Here is a 17,962-nt window from a genome sequence, read left to right on the forward strand (position 1 = left end):
TTCTCATGTCCGTGTTTCAAGGCGGTGCCGGGCTCAGCCGGCGTGGATTCCTGATCGGCACCGGCGGGCTGGCCGCCACCGCGGCCCTCGTCGCGTGTGGCAGCACTGACGAAAAGGCCGCCCCGGCGTCCTCCGGTCCGTGGGAGTTCACCGACGACCGCGGGCAGAAGGCCACGCGCGACCAGCGTCCGACGCGGGTCGTGGCCTACGTCAGCTCCGCGGCCGCGCTGTGGGACTACGGCGTCCGCCCGGTCGGCGTGTTCGGCCCGCAGAAGACGGCCGACGGCGGCAAGGAGATCCAGGCCGGCAACATCGACCTCGGCGCCGTGACGTCGATCGGCAACGCGTGGGACGACTTCAGCATGGAGAAGTTCGCCGCGACCAAGCCGGACCTGGTGATCACCGGGCTCACCGGCGCCAAGCCGACCGACCTGTGGGTGCTCAAGGACGACCTCGGCCCCAAGGTGCAGCAGGTCGCGCCGATCGTCGCGATGTCGGAGTACAAGGTCACGCTGCCGAAGGTGATCGAGCGCTACGAGCAGCTCGCGGTGGCGCTGGGCGGCGACGCGAACTCCGACGTCATCAAGAAGGGCAAGGAAGACTTCCAGAAGGCGTCCGACGACCTGAAGGCCGCCATCAAGGCCAAGTCGGGCCTCAAGGTGCTGGTGGTGTCCAGCGACAAGGACAACCTGTACGTCTGCAAGCCGGAGTTCTTCGCGGACCTGGCGTACTACCGCGACCTGGGCCTGGACATCGTCAACGGCGCCGGCACGGACGACTACTTCGAGACGCTCAGCTGGGAGCAGGCCGGCAAGTACCCGGCCGACCTGATCCTGACCGACAGCCGCACGTACGCGCTGTCGCGCCCGCAGCTGGCGGCGATCCCGACGTGGGCGCAGCTGCCCGCGGTCAAGGCGAGCCAGCTCGCCGACTGGTCGACCGAACCCCGGTTCAACCCGGTGCTCGCGGCCCCGGTCATCCGGAAGCTGACCGAGGTCGTCAAGGGCGCCCGCACGGACATCACCGCCTGAGGAGGCCTGGCATGACCAACCCGTTCGAAGACCCGTCCGGTACGTACCTGGTGCTGGTCAACGCGGAGAACCAGCACAGCCTGTGGCCGGAGTTCGTCGAGGTCCCGGCCGGCTGGACGGTCGCGTTCGGCCCGTCGGGCCGCCAGGAGTGCCTGGACCACGTGGAAGCGAACTGGACGGACATGCGGCCCAAGTCCCTGGCCGACGCGATGGACAACTGACCCTTCTCCGAGGAAAGCGCCGGGAGCTGGTTCGCTCCCGGCGCTTTTCGCGTGTGTCGACCCCTCAATCACGAGTGATGCCCCTCCAATCACACGTGATGCCTCTTCAAGCACGCGAGATGCCCCGCCGGACACACGTTATGCCGCGGGATCCGGTCCGGAGCCCGCGAATCCCGTGTGCACGAAGGGTCGACTCGCGTGATCAGGAGGTCGACACGCGTGATCGGGGGGACGACACGGGGTCAGGCGCGCTGGCCCGACCAGGCCGCCCACAGCTTCGCGTACTGGCCGCCGGCCGCGACGAGGTCGTCGTGCGTGCCGGTCTCCACCACCGCGCCCGCGTCCAGGACCACGATCCGGTCGGACGCCGCCGCCTGGGTCAACCTGTGGGCCACCACCAGCGCCGTCCGGCCTTCCAGGGCCGCCGCGGCCGCCGACTCCAGGACCCGGGAACCCGCGCTGCCCGCCTCCGCCGTGGCCTCGTCGAGGATCGCGATCGGGGGGTCGGCCAGCACCAGCCGGACCAGCGCCAGCTGCTGCGCCTGGGTCACCGTCAGCTGGTGGCCGCCTTCGCCGACGACCGTGGCCAATCCGGACGGCAGACTGTCCACCCAGGACAGTGCGCCCACCTTCGCCAGCGCCGCCCGCAGGTCCGCGTCGGACGCCGACGGGCACGCCAGGCGGAGGTCTTCGGCCAGCGGTCCCGCGAACACGTGGACCTCCTGGCTGATCAGCGCGACCGTCCGCCGGGTCGCCTCGGGTCCCAGTTCGTCCAGGGGCACCCCGCCGAGCGTCACCGAACCCGAAGACGGCCGGTGGATCCCGGCGATCAGCTTGGCCAGCGTCGTCTTCCCGGCCCCGCTCGCCCCGACCAGCGCCACCCGCTCGCCGGGTGCCACGCCGAGGTCGACGTCGCGCAGCACCGGGTGACCGTCCACATAGGAATAACCGGCCGCCGCCGTCTTCACCGACGCGTCCACCGGCCGGGAAGGCTGCGAAGGCGATTCCTCGGCGGGCAAGTCGGCCACGCCGATCAGGCGCGCGAGGCTGGCCGCGGCCGCCTGCGCGTCGTCGACCAGGGCCAGCGCCGTCGTGATCGGCCCGAACAGGCTGTGGAAGTACAGCGCCGCGGCCGTCGCCACACCGACCGTCACCGCGTTCGCCCCGACCAGCAGGAACCCGACGGCCAGCACGGCGGACAGCCCGACGAACTCCGCCAGGTTGAGTCGCGCGTAGAACCGCGTCACCAGCCGGATCCCGCGCAACGCCAGGTCGACGGCCGTGTCGGACCGCTGCCGCACCCGGTCGAGGTGCGTGTCCGCCAGCCGGAACGCGCGGACGGTCTTCGCGCCGCCGATGGTGTCCAGCAGCTGCTGCTGTTGCGCGCCGACGGCCTCGCGCTGGCTCGCGTACAACGGCTTCGCGCGCGGCACGTACCAGCGCACGGTCCACACCTGGATCGGCACGGCGACCAGCGCGGCCAGCAGGAACCGCCAGTCCAGCACGGCCAGCGCGCCGAGGGTCAGGACGACCGTCAGGACCGAGCGGCCCAGCTCGGGCAGCGCCTGCCGCACGCCTTCCGCGACGACCGAGACGTCGTTCGTCACGCGGGCGGTGAGGTCGCCGGAGCCGGCGCGCTCGAGCTGTTCGAGCGGCAGTCCCAGCGCCCGCTCCACGAAGCGTTCGCGCAGCTCGGCCAGGATCGTCTCGCCCAGCCGAGCCACCATCGACACGCCGATTGCGGTCGCGATGGCCTGCGCGATCGCGACGAGCACGAGCCCGGCGATCGGCGTGACCAGGTCGGCCGCCGGCCGGCGCGTCGCGACGAGGTCGACGACGTTGCCGAGCAGGGGAGCGGTCAGCAGTCCGATCGCGGTGGCCGCGACCAGCATCGTGGCCGCGGCCGCGGCGCGGCCCTTCGACCGGCCGACGAGCTCGCCGACGACGGCGCGGATCCGGCGGCCGTCGGCCACGGGGAGGAGTTCGCGGGTCATGACAGCACCGCCGCCCGGTAGTCGGCGCGACCGGCCAGCTCGGCGTGGCTGCCGACGCCGGCGATCCGCCCGTCGTCGAGGAGGACGACGCGGTCGGTCGCGGCGAGCAGCGCCGGGCTGGTGGTCACGAGGATGGTCGTGCGGCCGCGCCGCAGCTCGGCCAGGCCCGCGGCGATGCGGGCCTCGGTGACGGTGTCGACGGCGGTCGTCGGATCGTGCAGCACGAGCACCGGCGCGTCGACGGCGAGCGCCCGGGCGAGCGCGACCCGCTGGCGCTGCCCACCCGAGAGCGACCGGCCGCGTTCGGTGACCTCGGTGGCGACGCCGTCGGGCAGCGCGCCGGCCACCTCGTCGACGGCGGCCGCGGCCATCGCTCTCTCGCTGAGGGGCCCGGTCGCGAAGTTCTCGGCGACGGTGCCGGCGAACAGGTCCGCGTCGTGCGCGGCCACCAGGACGACCTCACGGACCCGGCTCGGGTCCACAGTGGACAGATCGACCGCGTCGACCGACACCGTGCCGGTCGCGGGGTCGGCGGCGCGGCCGAGGCAGTCCAGGAGGTCGGTCGCGGCGGCCGGGTCGGTGGCGACGACGCCGAGCAGCTCACCCGGGCGGGCTTCGAAGTCGACGTCGCGCAGCGCCCCCCGGCCGAGCGCGGAAAGCCGGACGTGCCCGGCGGCGGGGGCGGGCAGCGTGGCTTCGCCGGCGTCGACGGCGTGCGGCGCGTTCAGGACGTCGGCGATGCGCCCGGCCGACGCGCGGCCCTGCGCGAGCTCGCCGTTCACCCAGGAGAAGATCGAGAACGGCGTGATCAGGTACTGCGCCAGGCCGACCGCGGCGACGAGGTCGCCGACGCTGATGTCGCCCGCCGCGGCGAGGTTCCCGCCGACGAGTGCGACGACGGCGATGAAGATCCCGGTCAGCGCGAGCAGCGCGCCGTTGTGCCAGGCCTGGGCGCGCGCGGCGCGCAAGGTGGCGCGCAGGGAGTCCTGGCTGGTGCGGCGGTAGCGGTCGACGGCGGCGCGTTCGGCGCCGACGCCCTTGAGCACGCGCAGCCCCGCGACCAGGTCGGTGGCGATGCCGGAAGCGAAGGCGGAGCGCTCCTGCTCGGCTTCGCTGCGACGTTCGAGAGGTTTGCCGATCAGGTGCGCCAAGTACAGCATCGGCGGCGTGCCGAGCAGGACCAGCAGGCCGAGCGGGACGCTCATGGTGAGCAGCACGATCGCGCTGACGAGGAGCCCGGCCAGGCCCGCGACGCCGAAGGGGAGGACGCCGTTGAGCTGGCCGACCCGCTTCGCGTCCGACGTGCCGATGCTGACGAGTTCGCCGGCGAGGTTGCCGGCTTCGGCGCCGCCGCCGGGGTGCAGCACGCGGCGTCCGATGTCGAGGCGCAGGTCGTGGGCGGCGCGTTCGGCGGCGCGCTCGCCGAAGCGGGCACCGAGGCGGTAGCTGGTCGAGAGTGCGGCGAACAGCACGGCCAGCACCGCCAGCCAGAGGAGCAGCGTGCCCACCGAGCCACCCGCGACGGCCTGGTCGATCACCACGCCGATCACCACCGGCACCAGCGCTTCGCCGCCCTGGTGGCCCGCCGTCAGCACCGCCGCGAGGGTCACCGATCGTCGTTGCCCGGTGATCGAACGGCGGAGGACTTCCCGTCCCGTCGTGCTCACCCGCGCCTCCCTGTCCTGGTCGTGGGATAGGTAAGGCTAGTCTAAGTAAACGGGTTACGGGAACACGGTCGGCTTCGTCTCATTTCCCTCGGTGGCCGGTTCTCCGAAGCGGGCCAAGGCGAGCGCGGCGGCCACGGCGAGGACGAACCCGGCGATCGCGACGACCGCGAACCCGGGCCGGGTCCGGTCGCCGAGGACGAACACGCCGATGAGCGACGGGAAGATCGTCTCGCCGAGCACCATCATCGCGGTGGACGTGGTGACGCTGCCGCGTTGCAACGCCGTCGCGTAGAACAGCATCGCCATCCCGCCCGCGACGGCGACGGTGTAGGTGGCCGGGTCGGTGAGCAGGTCCAGCGGGGCGAGGCTGGGGATGATCCGCCCGGAGATGGCGACGACGCCGAAGCAGAGCCCGGCCACGAGCCCGAGCGCGGGCGTCCGGATGTGCCGGCTCGCCTTCCCCGCGGCGATCCCGGCGCCGGCCAGCACGACGACCGCGCCGATGAGCCCGAGCCGGAAGCCGAGCCCGACCGGGTCGGATCCCTCGCTTTCGGCGGCGGCGCCGAGCAGCCCGAGCCCGGCGCACACGACCGCTACGGCCGCCCATTCCCGTTTGCCGAGGCGCACCCCGAGGAACCGGGCGGCGACGGCGGTCACGGCGAGGCTCGCGGCGAGTGCGGCCTGCACGACGAACAGCGGCAGGACGTGCAGGGCGGCGATCTGCGCGACGAAGCCGAGGACGTCCAGCGACAGGCCGAGCACGAACTTCCACTGGCCGAGGACGCGCACGAGCAGCTTCGGATCGACCCCGCCGGCACCGGAGTCTTCGGTCGCTTGGGCGGCGACTGACTGCATCACCGAAGCGACGCCGTACGCGATTGCGGCGCCGAGCGCGCAGAGGAGTCCCCACCACATGCCGATCACTCTATTTTGTCGGACCGGTGCGGTACGTTCCGGTCATGTCGAACACGAGTTCGAAGACGCACCGGACCTGGCCGGCCCGGCTGGCCTGGGACGAGTTGCGCCTGCAGCTGGACTTTCTGCAGTTCCTCCGCGCGACGGCGGTGAACAAGCTGGCGGGGCTGTCGGTGGAGCAGGCGGCGGCCACGCCGTTCTCGACGTCGCCGCGGTTGAGCGCGCTGGGGGTGGTGAAGCACCTGACGGCGGTGGAGCGGTGGTGGCTGTCGATCGAGGCGGGCGGAGCGGACCTGCCGTCGCTGTGGGCTGGGTCGCCGGACCCCAGCTGGGACCTGTCACCGGACGACACACCGGCCTCGGTGGTGGCGGCGTACAAGGCCGAGTGGGCCCGGTCGGAGAAGTCGTTGCGCCGACTGGTCCCCGACGACCGCACGCGGCGGCGGTCGGAGTTCACGGTCAGGTGGGTGGTGGCCCACGTCGTGCAGGAGACGGCGCGACACGTGGGGCATCTGGATCTGCTGCGGGAGCTGGCCGATGGGGAGGTGGGCGAGTGAAAAATCCGCGTGACACGGCCCGATAACCTGGGTTCGTGGCCGCCGTCGCGGAGTACCGCCGATTTACCGGCCCCCTGGCCCTTTGCGGGTGCCAGCGGGGTTCCGGTGCCATGTCCGCGGTCGGGGTTGCCTGAGCGTTGCCCGCGCGGTTCGGTCCGCACCAGCACAGCCGAGCCATGACCAAGCCGCAACGAACCTCGCCGGGTGTCCGGGCCCAGGGGGAGCAGTCACCCTCACCCCGTTCACCACAGGAGGTCCTGTCATGCCCGAAACGCCTACCCAGCTCGCCCGTGACCTCGCGATTCGCGATCTCACCGATCCCGCGGCCGGCCCGCACGCGATGCAGCTCGTCGTCGAGCGGGCCGTCGCCGCCGTTCGAGGGCCGCGCACCGAAGTGCGGTGGTGGCGGGGCGATCGGATCGTCAGCGTCGCCGACAACTACGACAACCTCGGCTACGACCCCGCCGACGTCACCCGCGACGCGCGCTACACCCGCTACGTCGACGCGGACCACGTGCTGCGCAGCCACTCCAGCGCCCTGGTCCCCGGCGCGCTGCGGGCGCTCGGAGCGCGGCCGGCCGACGACGTCCTGCTCGTCTGCCCCGGCATCGTCTACCGCCGGGACAGCATCGATCGGCTGCACACCGGTACTCCGCACCAGCTCGACCTGTGGCGGATCACGCGCACGAAGAACGACCTGGGCCACCTGGTGGAATCCCTCGCCACCGAACTCCTGCCGGGCCGGCGGTGGCGCCTCGAAGCCCGCCGTCATCCGTACACAGTGGACGGTGCTCAGCTCGACGTCCGCCACCACGGCGAGTGGATCGAGGTCGCCGAATGCGGACTCGTCCACCCCGATGTCCTCGCCCGCGCCGGCCTCGACGACCGCTGGTCCGGGCTGGCTCTCGGCATGGGCCTCGACCGGATTCTGATGCTGCTGAAGGACATCCCGGACATCCGCCTCCTGCGGTCACCCGATCCGGCCGTCGCGGCGCAGCTCGCCGACCTCGCGCCGTACCGCCCGGTCTCGGCCCTGCCGCCCGTGCGCCGCGACCTCTCCGTCGCGGTCGCGCACGACGATCGCGCCGAGGACCTCGGCGATCGCGTCCGCACCGCCCTCGGCGACGATGCCGACGTCGTCGAATCGGTCGAGATCCTGCAGGAGACGCCGTGCGCGCACTTGCCCCTGCAGGCGCTGGCCCGGCTCGGCGCCACCGAAGACCAGAAGAACCTCCTGGTCCGGCTGGTCCTGCGCCCGCTGAGCGCGACCTTGTCGGACCGCGAGGCGAACGTCCTGCGCGACCGGGCCTACGCCGCCCTGCACCAGGGGTCAGGTTCGCAGTCCGCGGAGGGCGAGCGCGGCGAAGCGTCGTGAAGCAGCGAGACGGGCCGCCGGGGTCGGCGCCTGGATGCCGCCGTTGGCCATGAGCACCAGGACCAGGTCGTCCAGGACGACGTCCGGGCGCACGTGCCCGGCCTCCTGCGCGCGGCGGATCAGCTCGGCGATCGACCGCAAGGCCCGTTCGCGTTCGGCGGCGAAGTCGATCGCGTGCGGGAACGCCGAGACGAAGGCCGTCGTGAAGCCCCGGTCGCGCGCGTGCAGCTCGCACAGCCGCTCGACGACCAGGGCGAAACCGCGCCACGGATCGGGATCGGCGAGCCCTTCGTCGACGATGGCGTAGCACGCACGCATCTGGTCCGCGAACGCCGCGGTGACCAGCAGTTCCTTGGTCGGGAACCGGCGGTACAGGGTGGCCGGCCCGACCCCGGCGCGCCGGGCGATCTCGCGCATCGGCACGTCCAGGCCCTCGGCGGCGAACACCAGGCGGGCCGCGTCGAGGATGCGCTCGCGGTTGTCGCGGGCGTCGGAGCGCAGCAGGTGAGGCAAATGATCGGCCACGCTCTCACTTTAGCCAAGCGGACGCCGGCGTCCACTACCGTCGGTCCCATGAAAGCAGTTGCGGTGCAAGCGTTCGGCGATCCCGAGGGGCTCGCGGTCATCGACGTCCCGGTCCCGGAACCGGCCGCGGGACAGGTGCTGGTCGCCACCGAGGCGATCGGCGTGGGCGGGGTCGACGCCGTGATCCGCAGCGGCGCCCTCGCCGCGTACGGGTTCCGGGACGGGCACATCCTCGGCGGCGAGATCGCGGGCACGGTGACCGCGGTCGGCGACGGCGTCGACCGCGAGTGGACCGGACGGCGCGTGTGGGCCTTCACCGGCGTGGGCGGCGGGTACGCCGAGCAGGCGGTCGCCCCGGCCGAGACGCTCGTCCCGCTCCCGGCGGCGACGTCGGCCGTGGACGCGGTGACGCTCGGCAGCTCCGGCGCCGTGGCGCACTTCGGCCTCCGCCACGCCCACTTCGCCCCGGGCGAGTCGGTGCTGGTCCGCGGCGCGGCGGGCGGTCTCGGGATCATGACGGTCCAGCTCGCCGCCCGCGCCGGGGCCGGCGCGATCGCGGTGACGACGTCTTCGCCCGAGCGCGGGGAACGCCTGCGTGAACTCGGCGCGACCCGCGTGCTGGACCGCGCCGGCGAGGGGACGGCCGACACCTACGACGTCGTCATCGACATCGTCGCCGGGCCGGACCTGCCGTCGTTCTTCGCCAAGCTCAGCCCGAACGGCCGCCTGGTGGCGATCGGCGCGGTCGCCGGCGACCCTCCGGCGGACTTCGGCAAGCAGCTGTTCGCGGCGTTCCAGAGGTCGCTGTCGTTCTCGACCTTCAGCGCGAACACCGTGCCCCAGGCCGACCGGCGGGCGGTGACGACGGACCTGTTCGCCGCCGCGGACCGGGGAGAGCTGACCTCGGTCGTGCACGAGGTCCTGCCGCTGGACCAGGCGGTACTGGCCCACCGGAAGATGCAGGCCGGCGAGGTGTTCGGGAGGATCGTGCTGACTCCGCCGGAAAGCTGACCCGTAGGGTGTGGCCATGGCAGATCGGCTCTACTTCCGGCAGCTGCTCGCCGGTCGGGACTTCGCCGTCGGCGACCCGGTCGCGACGCAGATGGTGAACTTCGCCTACCTCATCGGCGACCGGGACACCCGGGACGCGGTGCTCGTCGACCCGGCCTACGCCGTGCAGGACCTGCTCGATGTCCTCGACGCCGATGGCATGCGGCTCACCGGGGTCCTCGCCACCCACCACCACCCCGATCACGTCGGCGGCGAGATGATGGGCTTCGACCTGCCCGGCATCGCCGAGCTGCTCGCGCTCCGGCCCGTGCCGATCCACGTCAACGGCGCCGAAAGCGAGTGGGTCCGCCGCGTGACCGGGGTCGAGGAAACCGACCTGCGCGCACACGACCACGACGACGTCCTCGAGGTCGGCTCGATCCCCGTCCGGATGCTGCACACCCCCGGCCACACGCCCGGCAGCCAGTGCTTCCTCGTCGAAGACAAGCTCGTCTCCGGCGACACGCTCTTCCTCGAAGGGTGCGGGCGCACCGACTTCCCCGGGGGCGACGCCGAGGAGATCTACCGCAGCCTGCAGGCCCTCGCCGGGCTTCCCGGCGACCCCGTCGTCTACCCCGGGCACCAGTATTCGGCCGAACCGTCGGCCGCGCTGTCGGACGTCAAGCGCACCAACTTCGTCTACCGGCCGCGGTCGCTCGACGAATGGAAGGTCATGTTCGGCGGCTGAGCAAGGTGTTCCACGGGGTGAAACACCGCTGTTTCACGGACTGGGCGGCGATTGACTTCGCCTGACCGGGGCCCGAATGTCGGGAGCACGCAAGCCCCGAACATCCCCGTCCCCGGGAGAAATCCGTGTCGATTTCCACCACGGGCGTGCTTCCGCGCGCCCGGAAGCGCGCCGAAGGGCCGCCACGCCGGATCGCGTGGCGGCCCGATCTGCGGCGCTGGATCAGCCCGGTGGTGCTCGTCGCCGCCTGGCAGATCGCCAGTGCCACCGGCGTATTGCCGCCCGACAAGCTCAGTTCACCCTGGACGGTCGTGCGGGCCGGCGTCGAAGTCGCGCGCAGCGGCGAACTCGGCAACGCCTTCCTGGTGTCGCTCGGCCGCGTCGGCGCCGGGTTCGCGATCGGGGCCGTCATCGGCGTGGTGCTGGGCATCGTCTCCGGGCTGTCCCGCTGGGGTGAGGTGCTGGTCGACCCGCCGGTGCAGATGCTGCGGACGCTGCCGTTCCTCGGCCTGATCCCGCTGTTCATCCTGTGGTTCGGCATCGGCGAGGAGACCAAGATCGTGCTGGTCGCCCTGGGGGTGGCCTTCCCGCTCTACCTGAACGTCCACTCGGGAATCCGCGGTGCCGACCCGAACCTCGTCGAGGCGTCCCGGGCGCTCGGGTTCAGCCGGGCGGAACGGCTCTGGCACGTGGTGATCCCCGGTGCGTTACCGCAGGCGCTCGTCGGGTTGCGGCAGTCGCTCGGCATCGCCTGGCTGGCGTTGATCGTGGGCGAGACGGTCAACGCCGACGCCGGCGTCGGCTACCTCATCAACAACGCGCGCGAGTTCCTGCGCACCGATGTCGTGGTCGTCGGTCTCGTCCTGTACGCCCTGCTCGGCCTGGTCACCGACGCGCTGGTCCGGCTGCTGGAACGGAAGGTGCTGCGGTGGCGAACCCGGTAGCCGAGGTCCGGGACCTCACGAAGAAGTTCGGCGAGCGGACCATTCTCAGCGGACTCGATCTGACCGTCGACCGCGGTGAGTTCGTCGCGCTGCTGGGCCGCAGTGGTTCCGGCAAGTCGACGCTCCTGCGGGTGCTGGCCGGTCTGGATGACGACGTCGAAGGGCGCGCGGACGTGACCGGGACGGTTTCGGTCGCCTTCCAGCAGCCGAGACTGCTGCCGTGGCGGAAGGTCTGGCGCAACGTGGTCCTCGGCCTGCGCCAGGACGGCGTCTCGAAGGCCCGCAACCGCGCGCTCGCGGAGAAAGCGCTCGCCGAGGTCCACCTGACCGACCACGCCGACGACTGGCCGCTCACCCTCTCCGGCGGCGAAGCCCAGCGGGTGTCGCTGGCCCGCGCGCTGGTGCGCGAACCCGGCCTGCTGCTGCTCGACGAGCCGTTCGGCGCCCTCGACGCGCTCACGCGGATCGCGATGCACGGGCTGGTCCAGGACCTCTGGCGGCGCCACCGGCCGGGGGTGCTGCTGGTGACCCACGACGTCGACGAGGCCCTGCGGCTCGCCGGCCGGGTGCTGGTGCTCGACGGCGGCCGGATCGTGGCCGAGCACCGGCCGCGCGAAGCCGGCCACGACGACCTCCGCCGGCGTGTGCTGGCCGACTTGGGAGTGACCGAAGATGCAGTGGCGTAACGGAATCGCGCTCGTGGCGGCGGCCTTCGTGCTGGCCGGGTGCGGCTCGGGGGCGAGCTCCGGCTCGGGACCGGCCGCCGTTCCGGGGCCGGTGAGCGCGGCCGACCTGGCGAAGGTGACGCTCAGGGTCGGCGACCAGAAGGGCGGCGTGAAGTCGCTGCTCACCGCGGCGGGCCAGCTCGACGGCACGCCGTACAAGATCGAGTGGTCCACCTTCACCTCCGGACCGCCGCTGCTCGAGGCGGCCTCGGCGGGCGCGATCGACATCGGCCGCGTCGGCAACACGCCGCCGATCTTCGCGGCCGCGGCGAAGGCCAAGATCGCGGTCGTCAGCGTCGCGCGCAGCAACGTCGAGCGGGAGGCCATCCTCGTCCCGCCCGATTCGCCGCTGGCGGACGTCGCTTCGCTGAAGGGCAAGACGGTCGGGGTCGCGAAGGGCAGTTCCGCGCACGGCCAGCTGCTGAACACGCTGCACCGGAACGGACTGTCCACGAAGGACATCAAGGTGAGCTTCCTGCAGCCGGCCGAGGCCTACGCGGCGTTCACCCAGCACACGATCGACGCGTGGGCGATCTGGGATCCCTACACCGCGCAGGCCCAGATCGAGGCGAAGGCCCGGGTGCTCGCCGACGGGCGCGGCGCGTCCAACGGGCTGGCCTTCGAGACCGCGAGCACCGCGGCGCTGGCCGATCCCGGCCGGAACTCGGCGATCCGCGACTTCGTGATCCGGGTGGTCAAGGCGCAGAAGTGGGCCGACACGCACCGCCCGGAGTGGGCGGCGGCGTGGGCCAAGGAGACCGGGCTCAAGCTCGAAGTGGCCCGGAAGGCCGTCGACGCGGGCCGGGACCAGCCGATCCCGCTCGACGACTCGGTCATCCAGTCCGAGCAACAGCTCGCGGACGCGTTCACCGACGAGAAGACTCTGCCGGGCAAGGTGGACTTCGCCGCGTTCGCCGACCGGCGGTTCGCCTCCGACCTGGATCAGGCGAGGAGCAACGGATGACCATCAGGCTGCACTGGTTCCTGCCGACCAGCGGCGACGGCCGCACGATCGTGGAACGCTTCCACGCCAACCGGTCCGCCGGGCCGTCGGCGCAGCGCCAACCCGACCTGGACTACCTCGCGCAGGTCGCCCGCGCCGCCGAGCGGCAGGGCTTCGAAGGCGTCCTGACCCCGACCGGCACGTGGTGCGAGGACGCGTGGCTGACCACCGCCGCGCTGATCCGCGAGACGACCCGGCTGAAGTTCCTGGTCGCCTTCCGACCCGGCGTCATCTCCCCGACGCTCGCCGCGCAGATGGCCGGCACGTTCCAGCGCCTGTCGGAGGGCCGGGTGCTGCTCAACATCGTCACCGGCGGCGACGCCGTCGAGCAGCGGCGCTTCGGCGACTGGCACGACCACGACGCCCGGTACGCGCGCACCGACGAGTTCCTCACCATCGTCCGCGGCGTCTGGTCCGGGCAGCCGTTCACCTTCGAGGGCGAGCACCTGCGCGTCGAAGGCGCGACGACGCTGGCCGCGCCGGACCCGGTGCCGCCGATCTACTTCGGCGGGTCGTCGCCGGCCGCGCTGCCGGTCGCGGCCCGGCACGCCGACGTCTACCTGACCTGGGGCGAGCCGCCCGCGCAGGTGGCCGAGAAGATCGGCAAGGTCCGCGAGCTGGCCGGCGACCGGCCGATCCGGTTCGGCGTCCGGCTGCACACGATCTCGCGTGACACCTCGGCCGAGGCGTGGGCGGAGGCGCAGAAGCTGCTGGACGCGCTGAGCCCGGAGCAGGTCGCGAAGGCCCAGGCGCAGCTCGCGGCGAGCGAGTCGGTCGGGCAGCAGCGGATGGTCGCGCTGCACGGCGGCCGGACCGACGGCGGCGTCCGCGGGCTGGAGATCCACCCCAACCTGTGGGCGGGTGTCGGCCTGGTCCGCGGCGGCGCGGGCACCGCGCTGGTCGGCAGCCACGACGAGGTCGCCGACCTGATCGAGGAGTACCACAGCGTCGGCGTCAGCGAGTTCGTGCTGTCCGGCTATCCGCACCTGGAGGAGGCGTACTGGTTCGGCGACGGCGTCCGGCCCGAGCTGGCCCGGCGCGGCCTGATCAAGGAGTCCTAACCCCAGCGGGTCGAGGCGTAGACGACGATGTTGTCGCGGTAGGAGCGTTTCGCCGCGTCGAAGCTGCCGCCGCAGGTGATCAGCCGCAGCGCGCTGCCCGGCGCGGGCCCGTACACCGCGTCGGTCGGGAAGTCGTTCTTCGGGTAGCGCTGGACGGTGTCCACGACGAACCGGGTCTCCTGGCCGTCGGAGCGCGTGACGAACACCGGGTCGCCGTCGCGCAGGTCGCGCAGCCGGAAGAACGGCGCCGGCCCGGACCGGGAGTCGACGTGCGCGGCGATCACCGCCGGCCCGGGGTCGCCCGGCACCGGGCCGGCGGCGTACCAGCCGACGTCTTCGAACTTCGCGGGCGCTTCGAGCTGGTGATCCGCGCCCAGCCCGAGCGGGACGAGCGCGGGCGCGTCCACGCCGATGGCCGGGATCCGCAGCCGCACCGGGTGGACGTCGGCGGCCGGGGGCAGCGGCAGGGGACCGCTCGCCACCGGCGCCGACGGAACCGGAGACGGCGCCGGGGATGGCGGCGCGGGCTGGGCCGGGGCCACCGAGCAGCCCGCGGCCAGCAGGACCGCGACCAGCAGCGCGCCGAGGTCAGCGCGCACGAGCCGCCCGGCGTCCCACGAGGAGCGCGGCCAGCAGCCCGGCCGCCGCGAACGCCGGCCAGAGCGGCAGCCCGGACGACGGCGCCGTGCCGCCGCCCCCGGTCTCGACGCCGAGCTTCGGCGGCTGGGGCAGCGATGCGCCGTCGGAGATCGGGTTCGCCTTGAGCGCGCCGGCGTTCTCGGTGATCAGGAGCGTGGTCGACGTCCCGGCCTTGACGTCGACGTCGGCGGTCGACCTGACCGAGCCACCGGACAGCTGCAGCGGCCAGCGCCCTTCCGGCACGTCCATGTAGGACGACGTCTGGCCGTAGGCCGCGTCCTTGGCGAACGCGGTGCCGGTCGGGCCCTGGACGCTGACCGGGGCGATCGCCGCCGACCCTTCGACCACCCGGAGCCGGCCCTTGCCGGCGGCGGGCGCGGTGAGGTCGTCGGTGATCAGGTCACCTTTGAGCGTGCCGTCCGGGCCGTTCGCGAACACCAGCAGCGAGTACGCGCTGCGCTCGGCGACGTCGATGGTCGCCGACAGCGCGGGCGGGGTGCTGGACGCCGCGTCGGCGGGCCGCATCGAGAGCGTGTACTTGCCGGGGTCGAGCGACGAGTACGGCGTGACCGCGCCGTAGCCCGCCTTGCGGATGACGACCTTCTCGGCCTGGCCGAAGGGCGCGAAGTAGATGTCCACCGGCGGCACCTTGGGGGAGAGGTGCCCGACCCGGATCCAGCCGACACCCGGGCCGGGCGCGGTCGCCGCCTCGGCCGTCACCGGCGTCAGCGCGACGAGCAGGAGCGCGGCGGCGGCCAACCCGCCGGGTCTGAGCAGGAGCTGGGGGAGAGTGCGCATCGGAGGGCCTTTCACCGGTCAGGGGGAGGAGAACGGGACGAGCAGTCCCGGGGGTGCGAACAGCGGGTAGGTGACGAGCACGCCACCGCCGGTCCGGGCGACCGACGAGGGGCGGAACAGGTCGCGCTGGCCGGTGTAGAACGCGGCCGCGCCGTCTTCGCCACCGGTCAGCAGGACCCGGCGGCGGGGTTGCCCGGCGGGGTCTTCGCCGGGGACCTCGGGGAACGCCGCGACCCGGACCGGTTCCAGGGCCGCGAGCGCGGCGATCGTCGCGATCAGCCGCGGGTCGACGCGGCCCGCGCGGAGCACGGCGGCGGCGTCCGGGGCGAAAGTGATGCGGGCCGACGCCTGGAGGGCCTCGCCGGCGTGGGCGCGTGCCGACGCTTCCGACGGCGCGGCCGGGTCGGCCGGCGGCAGGCCGAGGCGGGAGACGGTGATCTTGACCGCGGGGCCGGTGCCGAACACGGCGGTCGCGCCGGAGTTGGCGAAGGCGGCTTCGATCGCGGGATAGGCGCGGCGCAGGTCGGTCGCGTCGTCGGCGAAGACGGCCCACTCGGCGGGCGGGCAGGCGGCCGCGCACGCCGCGGGTGGGACGAGCATGCCGGTCGGCCAGCCTGCCTTGGCGAGCTCGGCCCAGGCGGCGTCGTCGACGAGCACGCGAGAGCCGGAAGCGTTGGCCCGCAACCACTCCTGCGCGTCCGCCAGCGGGCCGCCCCGGTCGGTCGTGGGCCGCAGGGCCGGGTAGCCGTACGCCCAGCCGGCGGCCACGATCGCGACGAGGACGACCGCGGCGAGCACGACACCCTTCCCGGGTCGCCGGGCCGCTTCCCCGCGGTGGGCCGGGGCGCGCTGCCGGAGCACGGCCTGCACGACGCCGGCCAGCAGCAGCGGCGTCACCGGCAGCAGCAGGGCGAGCACGGCGGTGTGCGGCACGCCCGGCACGGCCAGGGTCGCGGCGAGCAGCAGGCCGGACACCGCGAACGGCCGCAGGGACGTCACGGCGAGCGCGGCCACCAGCGCGAAGGTCGACAGCACGGCCCACGCCGGGTCGAGCGCGACCCAGTCGGCGACCGACGGACGGCCCGCGGCCGCGAGGTGCGGCCGGAGGACCCCGGCGGCCGGTCCGAACGCGATGCCGAGCCCGAGGTTGAGCAGCACCGCCACCAGCGCGGCCCGCACGGGCGCGCGCCGCACCAGCAGCCAGCCGGCCGCGGGCAGGAAGAACAGCGCGAGCGGCGAGGTGAGCACCGCGGCCAGCAGGCAGACCGCGGCGTAGATGTCGTGCCGGATCCGCGCGTCGGGCCGGGTGACGAGCACCAGCGCGCCCAGCGCCCACACCACCGCCAGGTCCTCGACGACGACGAGCCGCTGCAGGCCCAGGGCCAGCGGGGACGCCGCGAGCAGCACGACCGCGGCCGCCGACGCCCACCGCGTCAGGCCGAGCCGGCGCGCGAGCACCCACAGCAGCACGGCACCGGCCACCGCCGCGACGAGCATCGTCTCCCGGACCGCGGCCAGTGCTGTCGCCGAGCGGCCGAACGCGTCCGAAACCATCGTGTACGCCGAGAGCTGCCACCAGCCGAACGGGCTGACACCGGCGCCGCCCGCGTCGGTGAACGGCGTGAAGTGGCCGAGCGCGTAGGCGTGGGCGACGTTCGCGGCTTCGGCGGGCAACGCCGGGCTCGGCGCGGCGAGGTAGAGCACCCGCAGGCCGCCGGCGAGGGCCAGCAGGGCGAGCACGATGTCGAGCGACAGCAACCGGTGACCGGCCGTCGGCTCGGAAGGGGTCGCGGGGGAGCGGCCCGAGAACGTCGTCCCCCAGCTGTGCTGGGCCATTCGACGGATCGTAGCCGCTCCCGATCACCCGTCCAGCTCGGGACGGTTACGTCAGCCGGACGGCCTAGAGATCCGAAAAGCCTTGTCCCGCAAGATTATTTCCGACTGTCCCGAGTGGATCCGGAGAGTGTCCGGGTCAACGCGAGTGCGACCGTGCGGACGGCGGGCGCGACCCGTTCGGTCCGCATCCGGTTGGCCCAGCCGGAGATCGAGACCGCGGCGACCGCGACGCCGCGGGAGTCGAGCAGCGGGCTGGCCGCGCACACGACGCCGACGCCGGATTCCTCGCGTTCCAAGGCGATCCCATCCTCCCGGACCCGGCTGAGCTGCCGGCGCAGCAGGCCGGGTGCGGTGATCGTCTTCGGGCTCATCCTGGGTAATCCGGCGTCGATCACCTCGTTCACCACGGATTCCGGAGAAAACGCGAGGATCGCCTTCCCGACTCCCGTGGCGTGCGCGGGGAACCGGCCGCCGATGCGCGACGGCAGCGTCGGCGCGTCCGGGCCGCGCAGCACGTCGAGGTAGACGACTTCGGTGCCTTCGAGGATGGCGAGGTGGACGGTGTTGCGCGTCGCTTCGCGGAGGTCGGCGAGGTACGGGCGGGCCGCTTCGACCAGCCCGCGCCGCGGTGACGCCAGTTGGCCGATTTCGAACAACCGCAGCCCGAGCCGCACCGCGCCGTCCTCGCGGGTGAGCAGGCCGGTGTCGGCGAGGTGGCCCACCAGCCGGTGCACCGTCGTCTTCGCCAGGCCGGTCCGGCGGGCCAGCTCGGAGACGCCGAGGGCCTCGTCGCCCGGCCGGAAGGCTTCCAGCAGCGCGGCGAGCCGGGTCGCGACGAGACCGTCGCCGCTCGCGCCGTCGTTCCGCCCAGCGGTACGCATGGGTTGAGTGTGCCCGATCTTCCCCGCCAGTGTCACGAGGTCGGAGGTGAGG

At 73.1% G+C, this 17,962-nt stretch carries 18 protein-coding genes; 10 read left to right on the forward strand and 8 right to left on the reverse strand.

Annotation, left to right across the window (positions count from 1 at the left end; all coding sequences use genetic code 11):
• The first annotated feature begins 5 nt into the window (after positions 1-5).
• On the forward strand, positions 6-1,031 hold the full coding sequence (locus ABZ342_RS39130) for an ABC transporter substrate-binding protein (RefSeq protein ID WP_360484238.1): 1,026 nt from the start codon (positions 6-8) through the stop codon (positions 1,029-1,031).
• Between the two features lie 11 nt (positions 1,032-1,042).
• Positions 1,043-1,252 carry an MbtH family protein gene (locus tag ABZ342_RS39135; protein WP_360484241.1) on the forward strand — a complete coding sequence of 70 codons (210 nt, stop codon included), beginning with the start codon at positions 1,043-1,045 and terminating at the stop codon, positions 1,250-1,252.
• Positions 1,253-1,494: 242 nt separating this feature from the next.
• Here ABZ342_RS39135 and ABZ342_RS39140 read toward each other — a convergent pair whose 3' ends face one another.
• The 3 genes from ABZ342_RS39140 to ABZ342_RS39150 are packed head-to-tail and all read right to left on the reverse strand — an operon-like array spanning position 1,495 to position 5,828.
• Complete coding sequence (locus tag ABZ342_RS39140; RefSeq protein ID WP_360484244.1) at positions 1,495-3,246, reverse strand: ABC transporter ATP-binding protein; 1,752 nt, start codon at positions 3,244-3,246, stop codon at positions 1,495-1,497.
• On the reverse strand, positions 3,243-4,913 hold the full coding sequence (locus ABZ342_RS39145; RefSeq protein WP_360484247.1) for an ABC transporter ATP-binding protein: 1,671 nt from the start codon (positions 4,911-4,913) through the stop codon (positions 3,243-3,245). Before ABZ342_RS39145 ends, ABZ342_RS39140 begins: the two co-directional genes overlap by 4 nt.
• 54 nt (positions 4,914-4,967) lie before the next feature.
• Entirely contained in the window at positions 4,968-5,828 is an 861-nt protein-coding gene (locus tag ABZ342_RS39150) for a hypothetical protein (protein WP_196425962.1), read from the reverse strand.
• Between the two features lie 44 nt (positions 5,829-5,872).
• Between ABZ342_RS39150 and ABZ342_RS39155 the strand changes: the two genes are divergently transcribed.
• Both ABZ342_RS39155 and ABZ342_RS39160 read left to right on the forward strand, forming a co-directional pair.
• On the forward strand, positions 5,873-6,385 hold the full coding sequence (locus ABZ342_RS39155) for a DinB family protein (protein ID WP_360484251.1): 513 nt from the start codon (positions 5,873-5,875) through the stop codon (positions 6,383-6,385).
• A 262-nt stretch (positions 6,386-6,647) separates the two neighbouring features.
• Positions 6,648-7,760 (forward strand): hypothetical protein, encoded by a 1,113-nt coding sequence (locus ABZ342_RS39160; RefSeq protein WP_360484254.1) that lies wholly within the window; start codon positions 6,648-6,650, stop codon positions 7,758-7,760.
• Here ABZ342_RS39160 and ABZ342_RS39165 read toward each other — a convergent pair.
• Positions 7,716-8,285 carry a helix-turn-helix domain-containing protein gene (locus ABZ342_RS39165; RefSeq protein WP_360484257.1) on the reverse strand — a complete coding sequence of 190 codons (570 nt, stop codon included), beginning with the start codon at positions 8,283-8,285 and terminating at the stop codon, positions 7,716-7,718. The two genes, ABZ342_RS39160 and ABZ342_RS39165, sit on opposite strands and share 45 nt — an antisense overlap.
• 48 nt (positions 8,286-8,333) lie before the next feature.
• Between ABZ342_RS39165 and ABZ342_RS39170 the strand changes: the two genes are divergently transcribed.
• The 6 genes from ABZ342_RS39170 (at position 8,334) to ABZ342_RS39195 (ending at position 13,756) form a co-directional block, all read left to right on the forward strand.
• Positions 8,334-9,296, forward strand: coding sequence for a zinc-binding dehydrogenase (locus tag ABZ342_RS39170; protein ID WP_360484260.1), 963 nt, complete (start codon positions 8,334-8,336; stop codon positions 9,294-9,296).
• 16 nt (positions 9,297-9,312) lie between these two features.
• A complete protein-coding gene (locus tag ABZ342_RS39175; protein WP_360484263.1) occupies positions 9,313-10,023 on the forward strand; it encodes an MBL fold metallo-hydrolase in 711 nt (236 codons plus the stop codon).
• Between the two features lie 125 nt (positions 10,024-10,148).
• Positions 10,149-10,967 (forward strand): ABC transporter permease, encoded by an 819-nt coding sequence (locus ABZ342_RS39180; RefSeq protein ID WP_155549849.1) that lies wholly within the window; start codon positions 10,149-10,151, stop codon positions 10,965-10,967.
• Positions 10,952-11,653, forward strand: a complete 702-nt coding sequence (locus tag ABZ342_RS39185) for an ABC transporter ATP-binding protein (RefSeq protein ID WP_360484266.1) — start codon at positions 10,952-10,954, stop codon at positions 11,651-11,653. Before ABZ342_RS39180 ends, ABZ342_RS39185 begins: the two co-directional genes overlap by 16 nt.
• Complete coding sequence (locus ABZ342_RS39190) at positions 11,640-12,656, forward strand: ABC transporter substrate-binding protein (protein ID WP_360484269.1); 1,017 nt, start codon at positions 11,640-11,642, stop codon at positions 12,654-12,656. The genes ABZ342_RS39185 and ABZ342_RS39190 overlap by 14 nt, the downstream gene beginning before the upstream one ends.
• Positions 12,653-13,756, forward strand: a complete 1,104-nt coding sequence (locus ABZ342_RS39195) for an LLM class flavin-dependent oxidoreductase (protein ID WP_360484272.1) — start codon at positions 12,653-12,655, stop codon at positions 13,754-13,756. The genes ABZ342_RS39190 and ABZ342_RS39195 overlap by 4 nt, the downstream gene beginning before the upstream one ends.
• On the opposite strand, the gene ABZ342_RS39200 is transcribed toward ABZ342_RS39195, so the two are convergent.
• The 4 genes from ABZ342_RS39200 to ABZ342_RS39215 all read right to left on the reverse strand — a co-directional run bounded on the left by ABZ342_RS39200 (position 13,753) and on the right by ABZ342_RS39215 (position 17,910).
• A complete protein-coding gene (locus ABZ342_RS39200; RefSeq protein ID WP_155549853.1) occupies positions 13,753-14,355 on the reverse strand; it encodes a class F sortase in 603 nt (200 codons plus the stop codon). The genes ABZ342_RS39195 and ABZ342_RS39200 overlap by 4 nt on opposite strands.
• Complete coding sequence (locus ABZ342_RS39205; RefSeq protein WP_360484276.1) at positions 14,345-15,193, reverse strand: DUF4397 domain-containing protein; 849 nt, start codon at positions 15,191-15,193, stop codon at positions 14,345-14,347. Before ABZ342_RS39205 ends, ABZ342_RS39200 begins: the two co-directional genes overlap by 11 nt.
• An 18-nt stretch (positions 15,194-15,211) precedes the next feature.
• The gene (locus tag ABZ342_RS39210) at positions 15,212-17,029 is read right to left on the reverse strand and encodes a glycosyl transferase (RefSeq protein ID WP_360484279.1); all 1,818 of its coding nucleotides are present in this window, start codon (positions 17,027-17,029) and stop codon (positions 15,212-15,214) included.
• A gap of 95 nt (positions 17,030-17,124) precedes the next feature.
• On the reverse strand, positions 17,125-17,910 hold the full coding sequence (locus ABZ342_RS39215; protein ID WP_155549856.1) for an IclR family transcriptional regulator: 786 nt from the start codon (positions 17,908-17,910) through the stop codon (positions 17,125-17,127).
• Positions 17,911-17,962: the final 52 nt, after the last annotated feature.

Origin of the sequence: Amycolatopsis sp. NPDC005961 (assembly GCF_040629235.1) — a bacterium.
GTDB lineage: Bacteria > Actinomycetota > Actinomycetes > Mycobacteriales > Pseudonocardiaceae > Amycolatopsis > Amycolatopsis camponoti.

Bases quoted from the DNA above. Each gene is read 5' to 3' on its own strand.
- ABZ342_RS39130 (WP_360484238.1), top strand. From the start codon at position 6: ATGTCCGTGTTTCAAGGCGGTGCCGGGCTCAGCCGGCGTGGATTCCTG.
- ABZ342_RS39135 (WP_360484241.1), top strand. From the start codon at position 1,043: ATGACCAACCCGTTCGAAGACCCGTCCGGTACGTACCTGGTGCTGGTC.
- ABZ342_RS39140 (WP_360484244.1), bottom strand. From the start codon at position 3,246: ATGACCCGCGAACTCCTCCCCGTGGCCGACGGCCGCCGGATCCGCGCC.
- ABZ342_RS39150 (WP_196425962.1), bottom strand. From the start codon at position 5,828: ATGTGGTGGGGACTCCTCTGCGCGCTCGGCGCCGCAATCGCGTACGGC.
- ABZ342_RS39155 (WP_360484251.1), top strand. From the start codon at position 5,873: ATGTCGAACACGAGTTCGAAGACGCACCGGACCTGGCCGGCCCGGCTG.
- ABZ342_RS39160 (WP_360484254.1), top strand. From the start codon at position 6,648: ATGCCCGAAACGCCTACCCAGCTCGCCCGTGACCTCGCGATTCGCGAT.
- ABZ342_RS39170 (WP_360484260.1), top strand. From the start codon at position 8,334: ATGAAAGCAGTTGCGGTGCAAGCGTTCGGCGATCCCGAGGGGCTCGCG.
- ABZ342_RS39175 (WP_360484263.1), top strand. From the start codon at position 9,313: ATGGCAGATCGGCTCTACTTCCGGCAGCTGCTCGCCGGTCGGGACTTC.
- ABZ342_RS39190 (WP_360484269.1), top strand. From the start codon at position 11,640: ATGCAGTGGCGTAACGGAATCGCGCTCGTGGCGGCGGCCTTCGTGCTG.
- ABZ342_RS39195 (WP_360484272.1), top strand. From the start codon at position 12,653: ATGACCATCAGGCTGCACTGGTTCCTGCCGACCAGCGGCGACGGCCGC.
- ABZ342_RS39205 (WP_360484276.1), bottom strand. From the start codon at position 15,193: ATGCGCACTCTCCCCCAGCTCCTGCTCAGACCCGGCGGGTTGGCCGCC.
- ABZ342_RS39210 (WP_360484279.1), bottom strand. From the start codon at position 17,029: ATGGCCCAGCACAGCTGGGGGACGACGTTCTCGGGCCGCTCCCCCGCG.
- ABZ342_RS39215 (WP_155549856.1), bottom strand. From the start codon at position 17,910: ATGCGTACCGCTGGGCGGAACGACGGCGCGAGCGGCGACGGTCTCGTC.